The following is a 16,742-nucleotide window of genomic DNA, read 5'->3' as shown; positions in this document are numbered from 1 at the left end:
CCGGCGCGTAGCCGCCCGGGATGACAATGGCATCGTAGTCGGCCGCTACCACCTCCTGCATCCCCTTGTCGGCCCGTACGGGCAGCCCGGCCTTGCCGGTGCATACCTGCCCCGCCCTGGGGCCCACGATGTGGACCTCGGCCCCGGCCTCCTTGAGACGGTAGTACGGGTACCAGAGCTCCAGGTCGTTGTACAGGGTCTCCGCCAGAATGATCACCTTCTTGCCCGTGAGCTGCATATCCTTGTCCTCCCTTTGCGGCATCTCTTGAAGGCAGCCGGCACCGATCTGCCCCGGCACTCCCCCCCGCGCATGGGGGGTCGCCTGATCCCCACACCAATCCTGTGCCAGAAGCCCGACCTGAGGCCAGGGGTCACTGGCGTGCAACTTGTAATGACGAAGGGGATGATGGAAATACAGAAGACGATGCTGCCGGAGAAATGAAGCACCTCCGGCAGGGGGGATCGGGGGTGCAGCAGACGCCGGATGGGGGAGAGTTGCCATGCGCGGGGCGCACCCGAATGGGTGAAACGCCGGAAGTTCGCCATGGTGGCCGCCCATAGGTCCTATAGGTCCTATACGTCCCATGGGCCATGGGAGCCATGGGACCTGTAGATTGCCATACCCAGGGCGCCAAAATGAATGAACCGCCCGGAAGCCCGCTCTGGTGGCCGTTGTTTCTTCAGAGTGCGGTGGCGCACCCGCGGCCCGTGCCTGCCGGATGATCCCCCGCACGTGGCGCATCTGCGTGCATCACCGGCAGGGCTCATGGCGGTGCGGTGGCGCGCCAAGCTCCATCCGTCCCCGCCGTCACTGCACGGTATACGTGAGCTCATCCATCAGCTTCCGCTCACCCACCACCGCCTTGGCCTTGATGGTGTAGACCCCCTTCTTCGAGAGGTCCACGTCCGCGCCATAGCCGCCGCCCATGCTCATGGCCATCGCCTTCTGCTCGACGCCGTCCGGGCCGGTCACCAGGTAGCCGACCGTTGCATCCTCGATGGGCTTGCCATCCGGCCCGCGAAGGGAGACTACCAGGTGGTGCGATTTCATCTGGCTCATGTCGTGGCCCGCCATGGAGGAGCCTTCCATCTTCTTCATGTCGATCAGACCGTAGGACAGCTTGTAGCCGTCCGTTTCCGACGTATGGATCTCGGTAGCCTTCGGCCCGCTGTCTTCCACCGCCTTGTCATGTTCCGGCATACCGTGCTGCGCGGTCATGCCTGTGTGACCCGACATTCCGCTCCCCGCGGGCGTGGCCTGCTGCCCGGACATCCCCTGCTGGCGGCCAGACATGTCGTCATGGCCACCGGACATCCCGCCAGCGTTCATGCCACCATGGGCGGTGGCGGTCAGCGCCACGGCCGCCGCCACGGCGGTGAAGGTCCTCATTGCGGTCTTGTTCATGTGGGTTCTCCTCGTACGTGTGAATTGTCCTGCCGTCGCCATTCCCTGTTCGATTTTCGTTCCTCACCCCTCCTTATCCGTTGCTCGTTCCTGGCTATTCGCCTCGGACTCCTCCGCTTCCGGTCCTTCAACCAGGGCGACGTCCGGGGACCAGCCCTTCCAGAAGTAGTACACCACCGGAATGATGATGAGCGTGAGGATGGTGGAGGAGATCAGGCCGCCGACCATGGGCGCGGCGATCCGCTTCATCACCTCCGAGCCGGTCTCGGTGCCGAACATGATGGGCAAAAGGCCGATCAGGGTAGTCGACACGGTCATGAGCTTGGGCCGTACCCGCTCCACCGCGCCTTCCACGATCGCGGCGTTCAAGTCGGCCCTGGTGCGCATCCGCCCCTGGGCCCGGCGCCGCTTGAATGATTCGTCCAGATACACCAGCATCACCACCCCGGTCTCAGCGGCCAGACCTGCAAGGGCGATGAATCCGACGATCACCGCCACCGACAGGTTGTAGCCGAGAAGGTACAAAAGCCAGATACCGCCCACCAGGGCCGCCGGGAGGCTGCCCATCACGATCGCCGCCTCGGTCACCTCGCCGAAGTGGACATAGAGAAGCAGGAAGATGATGATGAGCGTAACCGGCACGATCACGTTCAACGTGCGGCGCGCCCGTTCCATGTACTCGTACTGGCCGGACCAGACCATCGAATATCCCGGCGGAAACCCCACCTCCCGGCCGACGATCTCCTTGGCCCGCTCAACGTAGCTGCCCACGTCCACGCCCTTCAGGTCCACGTAGATCCAGGCTGTGCGGCGAGCGTTTTCGCTCTTGATTCCCGGCGGACCCTTGTGGATCGAAAGCTCGGCCAACTGCCCAAGCGGCACCTGTGCCCCGGTGGGCGTGGGCACGAGCACGCGGCGAAGCTTCTCCACGTCGTCCCGGAGCTCGCGGCTGTAGCGGAGGCTCACCGGATAGCGCTCCAGCCCTTCCACCGTATAGGTCACGTTCATGCCGCCGATGGCCGACATGATCACGTCCTGCACGTCGCCCACACTCAGGCCGTAGCGGGCGATCTCGTCGCGGTCGATCCTGAAGTCCAGGTAGTTGCCGCCGGTCACGCGCTCGGAATAGGCCGAGAGCGTGCCGGGGATCTGGCGCACCACCGCCTCGATCCGCGCACCGAGGTCCGAAAGGGTCTGCAGGTCCGGCCCCATGAGCTTGATGCCCACCGGCGTCTTGATGCCGGTCGAGAGCATGTCGATCCTGGTCTTGATCGGCATGGTCCAGGCGTTGGTCAGCCCGGGAAACCGGATCGCCTGGTTCAGCTCATCCACCAGCTCGTCAACAGTGATGTGGCGCTCCTCCGGCCAGATCCACGTGAAAGGCTCTTTCAGGAAGCCCGGCCAGCCGGAGAAGAAGCGGTCGACCTTCCTCTTTCTCCATTCGTGGAGCTTTTGCCCCTGCTTCTTCTCCGGCCAGACCCAGGTGAGCGGCTCCTTGAGCCAGCCGGGCCAGCCGGAGAAGAAACGGGCAACCGGTATCTCTTCGTACTCCACCTGCGGCCGGAGCATGATGGTGGTTTCGATCATCGAAAGCGGCGCCGGATCGGTGGCGGTCTCGGCCCGGCCGATCTTGCCCAGGGTGTGATGCACCTCCGGGAAGCTCCGGATGATCTTGTCGGTCTGCTGCAGGAGCTCCCTGGCCTTGGTGGTGGACAGACCCGGTAGCGTGGTCGGCATATAGAGCAGGTCGCCCTCGTTCAAGGGCGGCATGAACTCGCTTCCAAGGCGCGCCAGAGGAAACCAGGTGAACAGCACGATGAGCACGGTCGCCACCGCCGTGGTCTTCCGCCATTCGAGCACCGCGTGGATGACCGGAAGATAGCACCGGATGAGCCAGCGGCTCAGCGGGTGCCGGCTTTCGGCGATCGTCTGCTGCGGGATGAGGGTGACCGCCGCAAAGGCCGAGACCAGAAGACCGCCAACCAGTGCCCAGTCCGGAAGCTCCACCCCGGCGAGCCCGCCCAGGATCACCAGCACCGGCGGGCCGGCCACGGCCATGATCCAGGTGCGGCGGCGGCGCCTTGCGGAGGTCCCAGGGGAAAAGACCTCGGACCGGACAAAAAAGGTCATGAGCACCGGGATGATCGTGATCGCCAGAAACGAGCTTGCCGCCATCGCAAAGGTCTTGGTATAGGCAAGGGGCCGGAACAGCCGGCCCGACTGCTCCTGCAGCGCAAACACCGGCAGGAAGGAGACCGCGATGATGAGCAGGCTGTAGAAAAGCGCCGGCCCCACCTCCTTCGACGCATCCACCATGATCTCGATATGAGGCCGCCGGCCGGCTTCGCGCTCCAGGTGCTTGTGGGCGTTTTCCACCAGCACCACCGAGGCGTCGACCATCACGCCGATAGCTATGGCGATGCCGCCAAGGCTCATGATGTTGGCGTTGATACCGAGCGGATACATGATCAGAAACGAGATCAGGATACCCACCGGCAGCGTGAAGATCGCCACAAAGGCCGACCGCATGTGCAGCAGGAAGATGACGCAGATGAGGGCCACCACGGTCATTTCCTCGACCAGCTTGCCCTTCATGGTGGCCACAGCCCGCTCGATCAGCCCCGACCGGTCGTAGCCGGCCTCGATGACCACGCCCTCGGGCAGGCCTTTTTCGAGCTCCTTGAGCTTTTCCTTCACACCCCTAATCACCTGGAGGGCGTTGGCGCCCACGCGCATCACCACAACGCCGCCGGCCACCTCGCCTTCGCCGTTCCATTCCAGAATGCCGCGCCGCAGCTCCGGGCCGATCTGGATGTTCGCGATGTTCTTCAGCAGAACCGGTGTGCCCATGGCATCCACGGCCACGGCCACCTTTTCCAGGTCTTCCCGCGACCTGATATATCCCAGGCCCCGGACCATGAGCTCGGCCTCGCCCATCTCGATCAGCCGGCCGCCCACGTCGTTGTTGGCCCTCTGTATGGCGGCGCGGACCTTCTGGATCGGCAGGTTGTAGGCAAGAAGCTTGTTGGGGTCGACCTCCACCTGGTACTGCTTGACGAAGCCGCCCACGCTGGCCACCTCGGACACACCCGGAAGGGCGGTGAGCTCGTACCGGAGATACCAGTCCTGGATCGAGCGCAGCTCCTGCAGGTCGTGGGTGCCGGTGGTATCCCTGAGCACGTATTCGTAGATCCAGCCCACGCCGGTGCCGTCCGGCCCCAGGGTAGGGGTTACGCCCCGGGGCAGCCGTCCTGCCACGAAGCTCAGATATTCGAGCACGCGCGATCTGGCCCAGTAAAGGTCGGTTCCGTCCTCGAAGATGATGTAGACAAAGGAGAGGCCGAAGAACGAATACCCGCGGACCACCTTGGCGTAGGGGACTGCGAGCATGGCGGTGGTAAGAGGGTAGGTCACCTGGTCCTCCACCACCTGAGGCGCCTGTCCGGGATAATCGGTGTAGATGATCACCTGCACATCGGAGAGATCCGGGATGGCGTCCAGTGGCGTGCTCACCATCGCCAGCACGCCGGCCAGGATTACAAACAGCGTGGCCAGGATCACCATGAACCGGTGACGGATGGACCATTCGATGATCTTCTCGATCATGGGTTGTCGTCCAGGACGGGTACAGACGAATTCGGGGCTCGATCGTGGCCTTTCTTACATGTCCTCAAAGAAGTCCTCGTCCGCGCTCGGCTTTTTCGCCTTCTCCGGCGTCGCCTTCTCCGGCTCGCGCATCTTCTGGACCGCCTCCTTGAGCTTCGACTCGGAATCAAGGAGGAACTGGCCCGAGGTCACCACCACCTCGCCCGGCGCCAGTCCCGTGAGCACCTGAACCCGGCCGCCTCCAACCGTGACGCCGAGGGTCACCTCGCGCGGCGAAAATTTTCCGTCGCCGCGAGTCACGAAGACCACGTTTCGCTCCCCGGAACGGATCACCGCCTCGGCCGGGACGAGCAGGCCCTGGCCAAGCCCCTGGTTGATGATCCGGACGTCGGCGTACATCTCGGGCTTCAGATCCAGGTCGGGGTTCTCGAATTCAAGGCGGACCACCACGTCGCGGGTCTTCTGCTGGAGATACGGATAGACATAGGCCACCTGGCCCACGTACTCCCGGCCCGGCTCGTAGGGAAGCGTCATCCGCGCCTCCTGGCCCTTCTCAACCCACGGCAGCTCGTATTCGTAGATATGCGCCTCGACCCATACGCGCGAAAGGTCGGCGATGTTGTAAACGGTGGTGCCTGCCTTGACGAATGTGCCCTCCACCACGTTCTTCATCATGACCACGCCACTGAAGGGCGAGCGGATCGTCAGGGTCTTTCTTGCCTTGCCGGTCGTCTCGATGGCGCGGATCTCCTCGTCGGGGATGTCCCAGTACTCCAGGCGGCGGCGGGCCGACTGGAGCAGGTCCCTGCCGCTGTCGCCAGGCATACCGGCCAGGCTCCTGAGCGCCACGCGGTACTCCTCCTGGGCTGTCACCAGCTCGGGCGAATAGATGTCGAAGAGCGGATCGCCCTTCTTCACGATCCGGCCGGTGAAGTCGACGTGGAGCTTCTCGACCCAGCCGCTTATCTTCGGGCTCACCTGGGCCGTCCGGGTTTCGTCAGAGGTCACATGGCCGTAGGTGCGGATCGTACGGGCAAGAGGCCCCTTTTCCGCCACGGCGGTGCGGATGCCCATGTTCTGCTGCATGACCGGGTCAACCGTGACATCAGCTCCGCCCGCCACCTCGTCCTCGTAGACCGGCACCAGGTCCATGCCCATCTTGCTCTTGCCCGGCTTGTCGTAGATCTCCAGGGGGTTCATGGGCGCCCGCCAGTAGATGACCTTCCGCTCCTTGCCGGCGGCTGCCGCCCTGTCGCCGGCCGGTACGGGCGGCGCGGGTCGCGGCCCCAGATGGCCCGTCATCCACGCCAGGCCCCCGGCAATGGCCAGGGTCGCGACGGCCGTCAAAGCCGCCACCACGAGCGGCGATTTCCTATGCATCGTTTGCACCTGCCGTCTCCACGAGATCATGCGTCCCTACGGATTGTTGGCCACCAGCGGCGACAGACCAACCATCTCTTCCAGCTCGGCCAGGGCCGCGCCCACGTCGCCGCGTGCCCGTTCGGCCGCGAGGTTGGCCGAAAGCCAATCGGCATACGACGCGATGACGTCGGCAAAGCCCACGCTTCCGGTTTCGTATCCCCTGGTTGCAACATCGAGCGCGGCTTGCGACAGGCCCACGATCCGGTCCCTGTGCAGCTCCCGCTGGCGGCGGGCCTTGTCAAGCCTGAACCAGGCCTCGCGAACGCCCGACAGCGTGGCGTCCTTGAGCTTCCGGAGCTCGCTCTTCATGGCGGCAAGCTGCTGCCTGGCTTCCCGGAGATAGGCGTCGTTCGTGCCGATCCAGGGCATCTTCGGAAGTCCTGCGCCCATGGACGCCGTGGTGGTCACGCCAAAGGGCTCCTGCATCGCCGCGCTGCCCACCTGATTCACCGCCTCATCGTCGTAGAATGACCAGCCAGGCGTATCGGTGGGGTAGATCATCGTTTCAGCCAGCTCGATCATCCGCTCCATCCTGGCGATTCCTGCCTCCAGCCACCGGATCTCCTGCCTGCGCTGGAGGGCAACGGGATAGAGCGCCTCGGGCCGAGCGGTCCAACCGGCAGGCTCCGCGAGAAGGGGCGCGCCGATGGCCGCGTCCGGCGGCAGATCCACGAGCTCCCGGATCCTGGCCCGGAGCGTGGCGGTATTCTCGGCGATCGTCCTCAGCTCGTCCTCGGCTGTCTCGCGGCGGATCCGCACCTTGATCACGTCCTGAAAGCTCGTCTTGCCGGTTTCGTACCGGGTGGCGGCCACGGCCTCCAGGTGGCGAAGAAGCCCGAGCATCCTGTCCATGATCCGGCTTGCCTGGTGCGAGAAGGTCAGGCTCCAGCAGGCCTTCCTGGCCATGGTGAGCGCGGAGCGTCTGGCGATCTCCAGCTTTTCCCTTTCGGCTGTCACGGCCTGTGTCACCACCTCGCCCTTCAAGGCCAGAACGCCGGGAAACGGGAAGCGCTTGTCGATCGGCTCCCTGCCCTTCATCGGCCCAACGCCGGTCATGAGCGATTCGGTGAAGGCCGAGTACTGGCGGAGAACGTCATCAAGCGCGGACACCTGGCTGTACTGCTGGATGGCTCCGCGCAGCCGGGCTCCTGCCGCGGCAATGCCAGGGTTGCGAAGAAGGACGAGGCCTTCGAGAGCCTCCAGGGAGAATCCGCCGGAAAGCCGAGCTGCAGCCGCGGCCGCGTCTCCGGCAGCCGGGCCGAGCTGGGAGAGAAGGCCCGGGTCGAGGCGGTAGAAGGCCTCGGCGGGAGATGGCTGCGCCAAGGCCTGCTCCCAGCTCGCCTGCATCTCTTCCAGGCTCTTCTTCTGCCGGGTGAAGGCGTCATCCGGGGACGGTGCCGCAGCCTCTCCGGACACCAGCCCGCTACCCGCCGCAACAAAGACCGGTGGCTCGTAGGAGGACCAGTCTCCCAGCATCTCGCGGTATCCGGCTGCGACCGTGCCTGTTGTCATGAAAAATATCACCACAGCAAAGACAGACTCGACCGTGCCAGCGCTCCTGGACAAGACCTGAGCCACGAAGTCCAATAATCCCTTCACGGCGCCGCCTCCGGTCTTGCCGGCTCCTGGTCGCCGCTCTCGCGCCAGGTCAGGCTGCGGCCGGCCAGGCGCTCGAGCCGGGCCAGATACTTTTCGTGGTCAGCTTGAGCCCGCAGAAGCGCCAGTTGGAAGTTGATCCAGACGCCGTGGGTCTCCACGTAGTCAGAGAAGCTCCCCTGGCCCTGCCGGTACCAGGTTTCGGCCAGCTCCATGGATCGGGCCGCCTGCGGGATCAACTGATCCTGGTAGAGCCGGACGAGACGGCCGGCGTTCTGCAAACGAAACCAGGCCGCGCTGATCATCGCCCTGGTGTCGTTGACCTGCAGGCGGCGCATCGCCTCGGCCTTGGCCTGCTCCGCCTCGGCCTGCTCGATGCGGCCTGCCGACTTGCCCAGCCAAAGAGGGATGCTCACGCCCATCTGTATGCCCACCGCATCGCGTCCGGCCTCGGCCGGCCGCACGGCGACATCCGGCTCGCCGATGCCGCCGTAGAAGAGGCCAACCCTGAATTCGGGCAAAGACTGGTACCAGGCCAGCCCTGCCTTGGCCCGCGCCTTTTCGACCATGGCGCCGGCAATGGCGATCTCCTGGCGGTTCATCTGGGCCACGTCGCTGATCTCCGCAAAAGAGAAGGCAAGCTGCGCGCGCTCCATCGCCACCGGGCCGACAGGCGCATCGGGCGCGCGGTCCAAGAGGACGTTCAGTCGGGCGATCTCGGTCGATTCCAGCTCGTCAAGCAGGAGCCGGTCGTACATGAGCTGGGCCGACTGGGACTGGGCCTTGGCCACGTCGGTGAGGGTGGCCCGGTCGCCGGCATACGCGGTTTCAGCCACGCGCCGAAGCTGATCCAGAAGGTCCCGGCTCTGGTCGAGCGCCTTCTTGGCTCCGCGAATGTAGGCAAGCTCGCTGGCCGATTCCCGGATCTGCGCGACCACGTCGCGCACCGCCTTGTCAAGCTCAAGCTGGGCCGCCCGGACATCCGCCCGCACCACCTCGCCGGCCTTGGACAGGGTGCCGGGAAACGGAAACATCTGCGTCACGGTGATGTTCCAGTCCTGCGGCCCCAGACGGGTCTCGATCGGATCCGGATACCAGGTCCCCATGACCTGGGGATCGGGAAGCCCGGTCGTCACGCGGTACTGCTCGACCGCGGCCCGCCAGGCGGCACGGGCCGAGGCGATGGCGGGGTTGGCGGCGTAAGCGTAGCTGGCCAGCTCGGCAGGGGTCGGTCCACTGCTCATTCTTTCTTCAAAGAGCCGCCGGTCGCCGTCCTGGCCGGCCAACCCGGCCGTTGCCACGGGGGTGATGCCCAGACACAGGGCCAGAAAGAGAAGCGAGAATCGAACGTCGAACAAAGGATGTCGAATATCGCCGTTGCCGGGAAAGGCCATCATGGCCGGCTCTGATCCTTTTTGGGGCATCTGTGATGGACCGGCTGGACTCCTCCGTTTGCTCACCTGCTCCCTTCCAGCAGCAACACTCGTACCAGAACAGGTGGCCGGAATGCCTTGGCGTCCGCCGGCCAGGCACCGGCCCGCCGGACGACCGGCCCCTTGCCGGGGGCGGCGGGGCCTTTCCCCGGTGTCCTGTGCGCCAGGAGGAAGTCCTGTCGTCCGAGACGGGGCGCGGCGCTGGCCAAGTCCGGGATCGTCCCTGCCGGAGCACAGGTGGCCAACGGCCCTGGCATTCTTGTTGCCAGGGTGGACGCAAGAAGCCCACCGGCGGCAGCCGATGCGGGCAGCGCACCAGCCGACCGTCCCCGGCCTGTACCGCGAAAGGCGAGCCGGAGAATGAAGCGTCGGGCCGCACCACCCGGGCCAGAGGCCCGATCGGGTCCCTGGCATGCAACTTGTAGCGGACCACTCATGGGGCGGCCGAAGCCAGAACCAGGCGACCGAGGTGACGAGCGTGCAGGCACGGGGACTGCTGATGATCGAGCATCGGCTGATCGAACGGACCATTGCAGCCATGGGCCGCATGCTCCGAGACGCCAAGGCCGGCCAGGGGATCGATCCCCGGCGGCTGGACCTGGTGACGGATTTCATCCACACCTATGCCGACCGGACCCACCACGGCAAAGAGGAAGACATCCTCTTCCAGGAGCTGCGGAGCCGGCCCCTGACCGAGCCGGACCGCCAGCTCATGGCGGAGCTGGTCCAGGAGCATGCCCGCAGCCGCGCGGTGAACGGGCAGCTCGTCGCGGCCAATGCCCGGCACCGGCAGGGCGACCCGGCGGCCCTGGCCGAGATTACGGCCGGGCTCCAGACCCTGGTCGATCTTTATCCCGCCCACATCGACAAGGAGGACCGGCAGTTCTTCCCTGCCGCCCGGGCCTGTCTCAGCCCCGAGGAGGACCGGCAGCTCCTGGAGGCCTTCCTTCGGTTCGACCAGGGCATGATTCACGAAAAATACCAGACCGTAGTCGCTGCCCTGGAAGAGGCATGAAAGGCGCCAGCCGTGGGGAGGGAACGATGGGCCGCAGCACAAAGGCAGCGCTGGTGGTGGTGGATGTGCAGACCGACTTCCTGCCCGGCGGGGCTTTGCCGGTGGAGGACGGCGACCGGATTCTGCCGGCGGTGGGCGCCCTCATGGCCTCCTTCCGGTTCGATACCGTGGTGGCCACCCTGGACTGGCACCCGCCGGGCCACGTCTCTTTTGCCTCCAGCCACCCGGGCGCCAGGCCCTTCGAGTCCCTGGAGAGCCGCGGCCAGCGCCAGACGTTGTGGCCCGACCACTGCGTGCAGGGAACGCCGGGCGCCGAGCTGACCCCGTGGCTGTCCTGGGTACGACTCGATGCCCTGATCCGCAAGGGCACCGCCAGGGACGTCGAGGCGGTGAGCGGCTTTGGCAGCACCCCCGACCAGGAGGGCAGGACACGGCCGACTGGCCTGGCCGGCTACCTCAAGGACCGGGGGATCGAGCAGGTCTATCTGTGCGGGCTGGCGCGGGATATCTGTGTGCGCTGGACAGCGCTGGACGCCGTGGGCGCCGGCTTCGGGACGATCCTCGTCTGGGACGCCTGCCGGCCGGTGGATCCGAACAGCGATGAGCCGGTGCGCCGCGAGCTGCAAAGCCACGGCGTGGCCCTGGGCAGCGCCGAGGATCTCCTCTGACGGGCATGACAGAAGCGAATATCGAATGTCGAACAAGGAATGTCCAACCGCGTCAAGGGACCGGCAGGAACTGATCCGAAACGTCAACGACCGGTCCCTTCATCCTTCGATATTCCTTGTTGGACATTCTGCGGTTCGTCTTATCCCTCCTTGCCCCCGGCGGCAAGCCGGCACGGTGAGCGCCATGACTGAAGGAAGAGCAACAAGTCCCGAGGAGATGCTCGCCAGGACCTTCGTGGAGCTGGAGCGGATGATTGGCGAGGAGAGGGCGAAACGAAGGCACGAAGGGCTCTCACGCCGGCCGGCGGCGGCCGGGGGGGTGCGGGCCGCCCCGGCGGCACCCGCGGCGATCGGTGATCGCCGGCCGGCCCTGGCCGATCTGTGGTGAAGACCGGCGGCCGCCGGACGTTGATCCCGGATCCGACCTGTCCGGCGGGTCCGATTGCCAGCCGGCCGGCACGGCGCGGGGCCGCGGAGCAGAAGACGGAGACAGGTCATGAACCCGAACGAGCGCCGGACTGCGGAGGGGATCCTCTTCACCGACCAGTACCAGCTGACCATGGCCCAGCTCTACTTCCGGGCGGGCATCCACGAAAAGCGGGCCCAGTTCGACCACTTCTTCCGCAAGTACCCCAACTACGGCGCCCATCAGGCCGGCTACTGCGTCAGTGCCGGCCTGGGCTGGCTGGTGGACTGGCTGGCCAGTGCCCGCTTCCGGCCGGAGGATCTTGCCTGTCTGCGCGGCATGCGCAGCCGGACCGGCGCCCCGCTCTTTGCCGAGGATTTTCTGGCCTGGCTGGCCGGCCATGGCCATTTCGGCGCCATCAGCCTGGCGGCAGTGCCGGAAGGCCGGGTGGTGCATGCCAATGCCCCCCTGACCGTGGCCACCGGCCCGCTGGCCATGGTGCAGATCCTGGAAAGCCCGCTCCTCAATCTGCTCAACTACCAGACCCTCATCGCCACCAAGGCGGCCCGGGTGCGTGCTGCTGCCGGGGGCGGGCAGGTGCTGGAGTTCGGCCTGCGCCGGGCCCCGGAGCGGGGCGCCAATGCCGGGGCGCGGGCCGCCCTCATCGGCGGCGCCGACTTCTCCTCCAACGCCGGCATCTCCCATGTCCTGGGCCTGCCGCCCAAGGGCACCCACGCCCACAGCATGGTGCAGGCCTTCATGGCCCTGGGCGGCGACGAGCTGGCGGCCTTCCGGGCCTACGCCGAGGTCTACCCGGACGATTGTCTGCTCCTGGTGGACACGGTGAACACCCTGGACAGCGGGGTGCCCAACGCCATCCGGGTCTTCGAGGAGCTGCGGCGCCAAGGGCACCAGCCCGTGGGCATCCGCCTCGACTCCGGCGACCTGGCCTATCTTGCCATCCAGGCGGCCAGGATGCTCAACGAGGCCGGCTTTCCCGAGGCCCGTATCGTGCTGTCCAACGAGCTCGACGAGCTGGTGATCTGGCAGATCGTAAGCCAGATCCGCGGCGAGGCCGGCCGAGCCGGCGTGGAGCCGGAGGCCCTGATCGGCCGGCTCGTCTACGGGGTCGGCACCCGCCTCATCACCTCCCAGGGCGCAGCGGCCCTGGACGGGGTGTACAAGCTGGTGGGCATCGAGTGGCACGGCCAATGGCAGCCGGCCATCAAGATCTCCGAAAGCCCGGCCAAGACGATCAATCCGGGCCGGAAACAGGTCTGGCGGCTCTATGACCGGCGCGGCAAGGCCTTCGCCGACCTGGTCTGCCTGGACGACGAACAGCCGGCTGCGGACCAGGACCTCACCCTGCACCACCCGGTGGATCATGGCAAGCGCCGGCACCTGGAGCCGGGCGCCCTCTCCGGGCTGGAGCCGCTCCTGGTCGATGTGGTCCGGGACGGCACCCCGGTGCAGGAGCCGCAGGACATCGCCGTCTTCCGCCAACGCCGGCAGCTCGACGAGGAGCGGCTGGACGCCGGTGTGCGGCGCCTCATCAACCCCCACGTCTACCATGTTTCCCTGAGCAGCCGCCTGTGGGACCTCAAGCAGCGCCTGATCGCCGCCGCCCGGAAGGGGAGGAGCCCGGACCCGGAATAGCGGCCGCAGCGCCACCGGCCAAGGGCTTTTCAGGGTTCCAGCCGGAAGGTGGAGTGGTCGCAGACCGGGCAGCGGGGCAGGTGGCCAGCCTTCTCCAGATGGACAAGGTGGCCGCAGGAGGTGCAGACAAAGTGGCCGCCCGAGGTGATGTCGCCGCTGTGAAAGGTGTGGGGTGCCACCTTCTCCCGCATCTCGTGCAGCCAGGCGTCCGCAGCCGCGCCGGCCTGGGTGAGGAACTGGGCGCTGCGGCGGCTCCAGACGCTGAAGAAGTCCACGGTTCGGATGGAGACGGAGTGCCAGCCGCTGTCCATCTTCTCGATGCTGCGGGCAAACTCCTTTCTAACGGCCTCCGCCGCCCTGCTGACCGACTCGGCAGTGAACCCCTCCAGCCGGCTCACCTCGGCCTTCGCCTTGTCCAGGGCCTGGCTGAAGGTGTCGGCTTCGAGCCGGCCCTTGGCCGCGGCCAGGATCGCCGCAAGCTCCTGGCGCAGCCTCTTGAAGGCGGCCAGCTCCTCCTCCTGGGCGCCCCTGCCCTGCTCGGCCAGCTGGCGATCGATCTCCTGCTCCGCCGCCAGCCAGTTGTCCAGGGGGTCGCTGGCCGCCCCCGCCTTCTGGGCCCGGAAATAGGCAGCCTCGGCGATCATCTTCCGGCGGGTCTCCGGATCGATTTCCCCTGCCGGCACGTCGTGCAGCCAAGCACTGATCATGGCATTCCTCCTCGTCGTGGTGGCCGTGCCCCGGATGGCTGACCGCCAGCGGGGCCTGCCGTTGGCGCAGCAAGTTCCATTCCATGGCCGCCCCCGGGGCCGGGGGCGCGGCGCCGCGGCCGGCCGGCCTCCGGACGGACCGGCCGGCACGGGATCTGCTTGGTTCCGGGCAGGGCTGCATACACGGACCCCGGGCCGACTTCTTGCCTGGCGGGGTTGGAGGCGCAGTGGCATCCCCGCTTGCCCGGCTTCTTCATCCTGTCCGGCAGGACGGGCATCCACTCCTGCAGGACCAGCGGCCGCGCACACAAGAAACATCGGCTGCCAGAGCGGACTTTCCGGCGTTTCCCCCAGTTGGGCGCGCCCTGCGCCTGGCAGCTCTCGCCACGCGAGACTCCGGAAGAAGCCCTCCTTGCAGAGCCACGGAGTGGCGTACCAGAGGTAGGCCGGCCTTTCAAGGCCGGCCGGGAAGCACCGGCCCGCCCCCCGGGGAGCCGCCGCGGTTTTGGCCGGCGCGGTGGATGCCGGCCAGTGTGTCCGGCCGCGGGCAAGGCGGAAGGATGAAGGCGGAAGGATGAAAAGGGCGCGGTGGATGCCGGCCAGTGTGTCCGGCCGCGGGGGGGGGTGTCCGGCGCTGGGGATTGCGGCGGTCGAGGTTGTCGCCGGCGCCTCCTGCCGGGGGATGAATCCCCCGGCTACCGTATCTGCTCTCGCTGCGCGAGGCTCTTAAGAAACAACGGCCAGCAGAGCGGATTGCCGGCGTTTCACCCATTGGGGTGCGACCCGCGCATGGCAACTCTCAACAAACAGCGGCCTCCAGCCCGAGCTTCCGGCGGGCAACGCTGCCTTGGCCCAAAACGGCCGTTTACCCAGTTCGGCGCGCCCCATGCGCGGCCGCTCACTCCAGGGGGGCAAGCCATGACGACCACGGCGGGGCTTATCCAGATCACCCCGTATGTCTGGGAGATTCCGGTCTCCTACAAGAAGGGCATGCTGGTGCCGGCCCGGATCTTCGCCACCCGGGCGCTTCTTGCGGCCATGGACGAGGGGGTCATCGAGCAGGTGACCAATGTGGCCTGCCTGCCGGGGATCGAGCGCTACGCCATGTGCATGCCGGACGGCCACTGGGGATACGGCTTTCCCATCGGCGGCGCGGCGGCGGTGGACGCGGAAAGCGGCATCATCTCGCCCGGCGGCATCGGCTTCGACATCAACTGCGGCATGCGGCTGGTGCTGACCAATCTCACCCACGAGGAGGTGGCCCCGGACCTCAAGCGCCTGGTGGATCGCCTCTTTGCGCGGGTGCCGGCCGGGGTTGGCGGCCGGGGCTTCCTCAGGATCAGCCGCAGCGAATTCCGCCAGGCGGTGGAACAAGGGGCGCCCTGGGCTGTGGAGCGGGGCTTCGGCTGGGCCGAGGACCTGGAGCGTACCGAGGAGGGCGGGGGGATCGCCGGTGCCGATGCCGGCAAGGTGAGCGACAAGGCGGTGGAGCGGGGCTACCAGCAGATCGGCACCCTGGGCTCCGGCAACCACTACCTGGAGATCCAGGTCGCCACCCCGGAGAACATCCTGGACCCGGCGACAGCGGCCGCCTTCGGCATCGATCGGCCGCATCAGGTGGTGATCATGTTCCACTGCGGCAGCCGCGGCTTCGGCCACCAGGTGGCCTCGGACTACCTGACCTCCTTTTTGCGGGTCATGGAGGCCAAGTACGGCATCGCCATCCTGGACCGGGAGCTGGCCTCCGCCCCCTTCCGCTCCCCGGAGGGCCAGGACTACTTCGCGGCCATGAAATGCGCGGTCAACATGTCCTTCCTCAACCGGCAGCTCATTCTGCACCGCATCCGCGAGGTCTTCTCGGAGGTCTTCCGCAAGACGCCCGAGGCGCTGGGCATGCACCAGGTCTACGATGTGGCCCACAACACCGCCAAGCTGGAGCGCCACGAGATCGATGGCCGGTCGCGGCAGCTGCTGGTGCACCGCAAGGGCGCCACCCGCGCCTTCGGTCCCGGCCGGGAGGAGCTGCCCGCGGCCTTCCGCCAGACCGGGCAGCCGGTGATCATCGGCGGCAGCATGGAGACCGGCTCCTTTCTCCTGGCCGGGGTCGATACTGCCCAACAGAGCTTTTTCACCACCGCCCACGGCAGCGGCCGGGTGATGAGCCGCCACCAGGCCAAAAGGCTGTTCCAGGGCCGGCAGCTGCAGCGCGACATGGAGAAGCGGGGCATCTACGTCCGCACCGTCTCGTACTCGGGTCTGGCCGAGGAGGCGGGCGGCGCCTACAAGGAGATCGACGAGGTGATCGAGGCCACCCGGCTGGCGGGCCTGAGCCGGCCGGTGGTGCGCCTCTTGCCCATCGGCAACGTCAAGGGCTGACAAAGCCGGGAGAGCCAGCCATGCCGTACACCTATCTCGAGAACATCGCGGTGGCGGATGCCGCCTTCGAGGCCCAGGGCGCCACCCGGGAAGAGCTGTTCGCCGCCGCAGCCGAGGCCACCCTGCGGGAGATGATCGCCAATCCCGAAGGCCTTCAACCCCGGGAGCTTCGCCGCATCCTCCTGGGGCCGGACAGCCTCGATCTTTTGCTCTACCACTTTCTGCAGGAGCTCATCTTCTTCAAGGACAGCGAGCAGCTCCTGCTTGTGGTCCGGGAGATCCGCATCCGGGAGACTGCGCAAGGCTATCTCCTGGAAGCGGAGGCAGCCGGGGAGACCCTGGACCCGCAGCGCCACGAGCTGGCCGCCGACGTCAAGGCGGTGACCATGCACCGCTTCGGGGTCCGGCAGATCGCCGGCGGCTGGCAGGCCACCGTGGTGCTGGATATCTGA

General features: G+C 66.8%; 13 protein-coding genes. 6 read left to right on the top strand and 7 right to left on the bottom strand.

All coding sequences use genetic code 11. From position 1 onward, the window contains the following. The 6 genes from AB1634_06545 to AB1634_06520 form a co-directional block, all read right to left on the bottom strand. The coding region (locus tag AB1634_06545; protein MEW6219182.1) for a DJ-1/PfpI family protein at positions 1 to 238 on the bottom strand (238 nt) is incomplete at its 3' end. A gap of 570 nt (positions 239 to 808) precedes the next feature. Beyond that, positions 809 to 1,405: a hypothetical protein gene (locus AB1634_06540; protein ID MEW6219181.1), complete on the bottom strand. Its 597-nt coding sequence runs from the start codon at positions 1,403 to 1,405 to the stop codon at positions 809 to 811. A gap of 63 nt (positions 1,406 to 1,468) precedes the next feature. Then, positions 1,469 to 5,011: an efflux RND transporter permease subunit gene (locus AB1634_06535; protein ID MEW6219180.1), complete on the bottom strand. Its 3,543-nt coding sequence runs from the start codon at positions 5,009 to 5,011 to the stop codon at positions 1,469 to 1,471. A 54-nt stretch (positions 5,012 to 5,065) separates the two neighbouring features. Continuing rightward, the gene (locus tag AB1634_06530; GenBank protein MEW6219179.1) at positions 5,066 to 6,391 is read right to left on the bottom strand and encodes an efflux RND transporter periplasmic adaptor subunit; all 1,326 of its coding nucleotides are present in this window, start codon (positions 6,389 to 6,391) and stop codon (positions 5,066 to 5,068) included. 36 nt (positions 6,392 to 6,427) lie between these two features. Continuing rightward, entirely contained in the window at positions 6,428 to 7,909 is a 1,482-nt protein-coding gene (locus AB1634_06525) for a TolC family protein (GenBank protein MEW6219178.1), read from the bottom strand. Between the two features lie 119 nt (positions 7,910 to 8,028). Further along, a complete protein-coding gene (locus AB1634_06520) occupies positions 8,029 to 9,426 on the bottom strand; it encodes a TolC family protein (GenBank protein ID MEW6219177.1) in 1,398 nt (465 codons plus the stop codon). Positions 9,427 to 9,931: 505 nt separating this feature from the next. Between AB1634_06520 and AB1634_06515 the strand changes: the two genes are divergently transcribed. From AB1634_06515 to AB1634_06500, 4 genes are all read left to right on the top strand, one after another. Further along, positions 9,932 to 10,477, top strand: a complete 546-nt coding sequence (locus AB1634_06515) for a hemerythrin domain-containing protein (protein ID MEW6219176.1) — start codon at positions 9,932 to 9,934, stop codon at positions 10,475 to 10,477. 26 nt (positions 10,478 to 10,503) lie between these two features. Then, the gene (locus AB1634_06510) at positions 10,504 to 11,145 is read left to right on the top strand and encodes a nicotinamidase (protein MEW6219175.1); all 642 of its coding nucleotides are present in this window, start codon (positions 10,504 to 10,506) and stop codon (positions 11,143 to 11,145) included. A 184-nt stretch (positions 11,146 to 11,329) separates the two neighbouring features. Beyond that, positions 11,330 to 11,533: a hypothetical protein gene (locus AB1634_06505; protein MEW6219174.1), complete on the top strand. Its 204-nt coding sequence runs from the start codon at positions 11,330 to 11,332 to the stop codon at positions 11,531 to 11,533. 108 nt (positions 11,534 to 11,641) lie between these two features. Continuing rightward, a complete protein-coding gene (locus tag AB1634_06500) occupies positions 11,642 to 13,207 on the top strand; it encodes a nicotinate phosphoribosyltransferase (GenBank protein ID MEW6219173.1) in 1,566 nt (521 codons plus the stop codon). A 29-nt stretch (positions 13,208 to 13,236) separates the two neighbouring features. Here AB1634_06500 and AB1634_06495 read toward each other — a convergent pair whose 3' ends face one another. Next, positions 13,237 to 13,914, bottom strand: coding sequence for a DUF2934 domain-containing protein (locus AB1634_06495; GenBank protein ID MEW6219172.1), 678 nt, complete (start codon positions 13,912 to 13,914; stop codon positions 13,237 to 13,239). Positions 13,915 to 14,832: 918 nt separating this feature from the next. Here AB1634_06495 and AB1634_06490 point away from each other — a divergent pair. Together AB1634_06490 and AB1634_06485 are read left to right on the top strand one after the other, a co-directional pair. Beyond that, on the top strand, positions 14,833 to 16,290 hold the full coding sequence (locus AB1634_06490) for an RtcB family protein (protein MEW6219171.1): 1,458 nt from the start codon (positions 14,833 to 14,835) through the stop codon (positions 16,288 to 16,290). Between the two features lie 20 nt (positions 16,291 to 16,310). Continuing rightward, on the top strand, positions 16,311 to 16,742 hold the full coding sequence (locus AB1634_06485) for an archease (GenBank protein MEW6219170.1): 432 nt from the start codon (positions 16,311 to 16,313) through the stop codon (positions 16,740 to 16,742).

It is taken from the genome of Thermodesulfobacteriota bacterium (assembly GCA_040755095.1).
Lineage (GTDB): Bacteria > Desulfobacterota > Desulfobulbia > Desulfobulbales > JBFMBH01 > JBFMBH01.
This window is presented reverse-complemented; position numbering and strand designations above follow the sequence as displayed.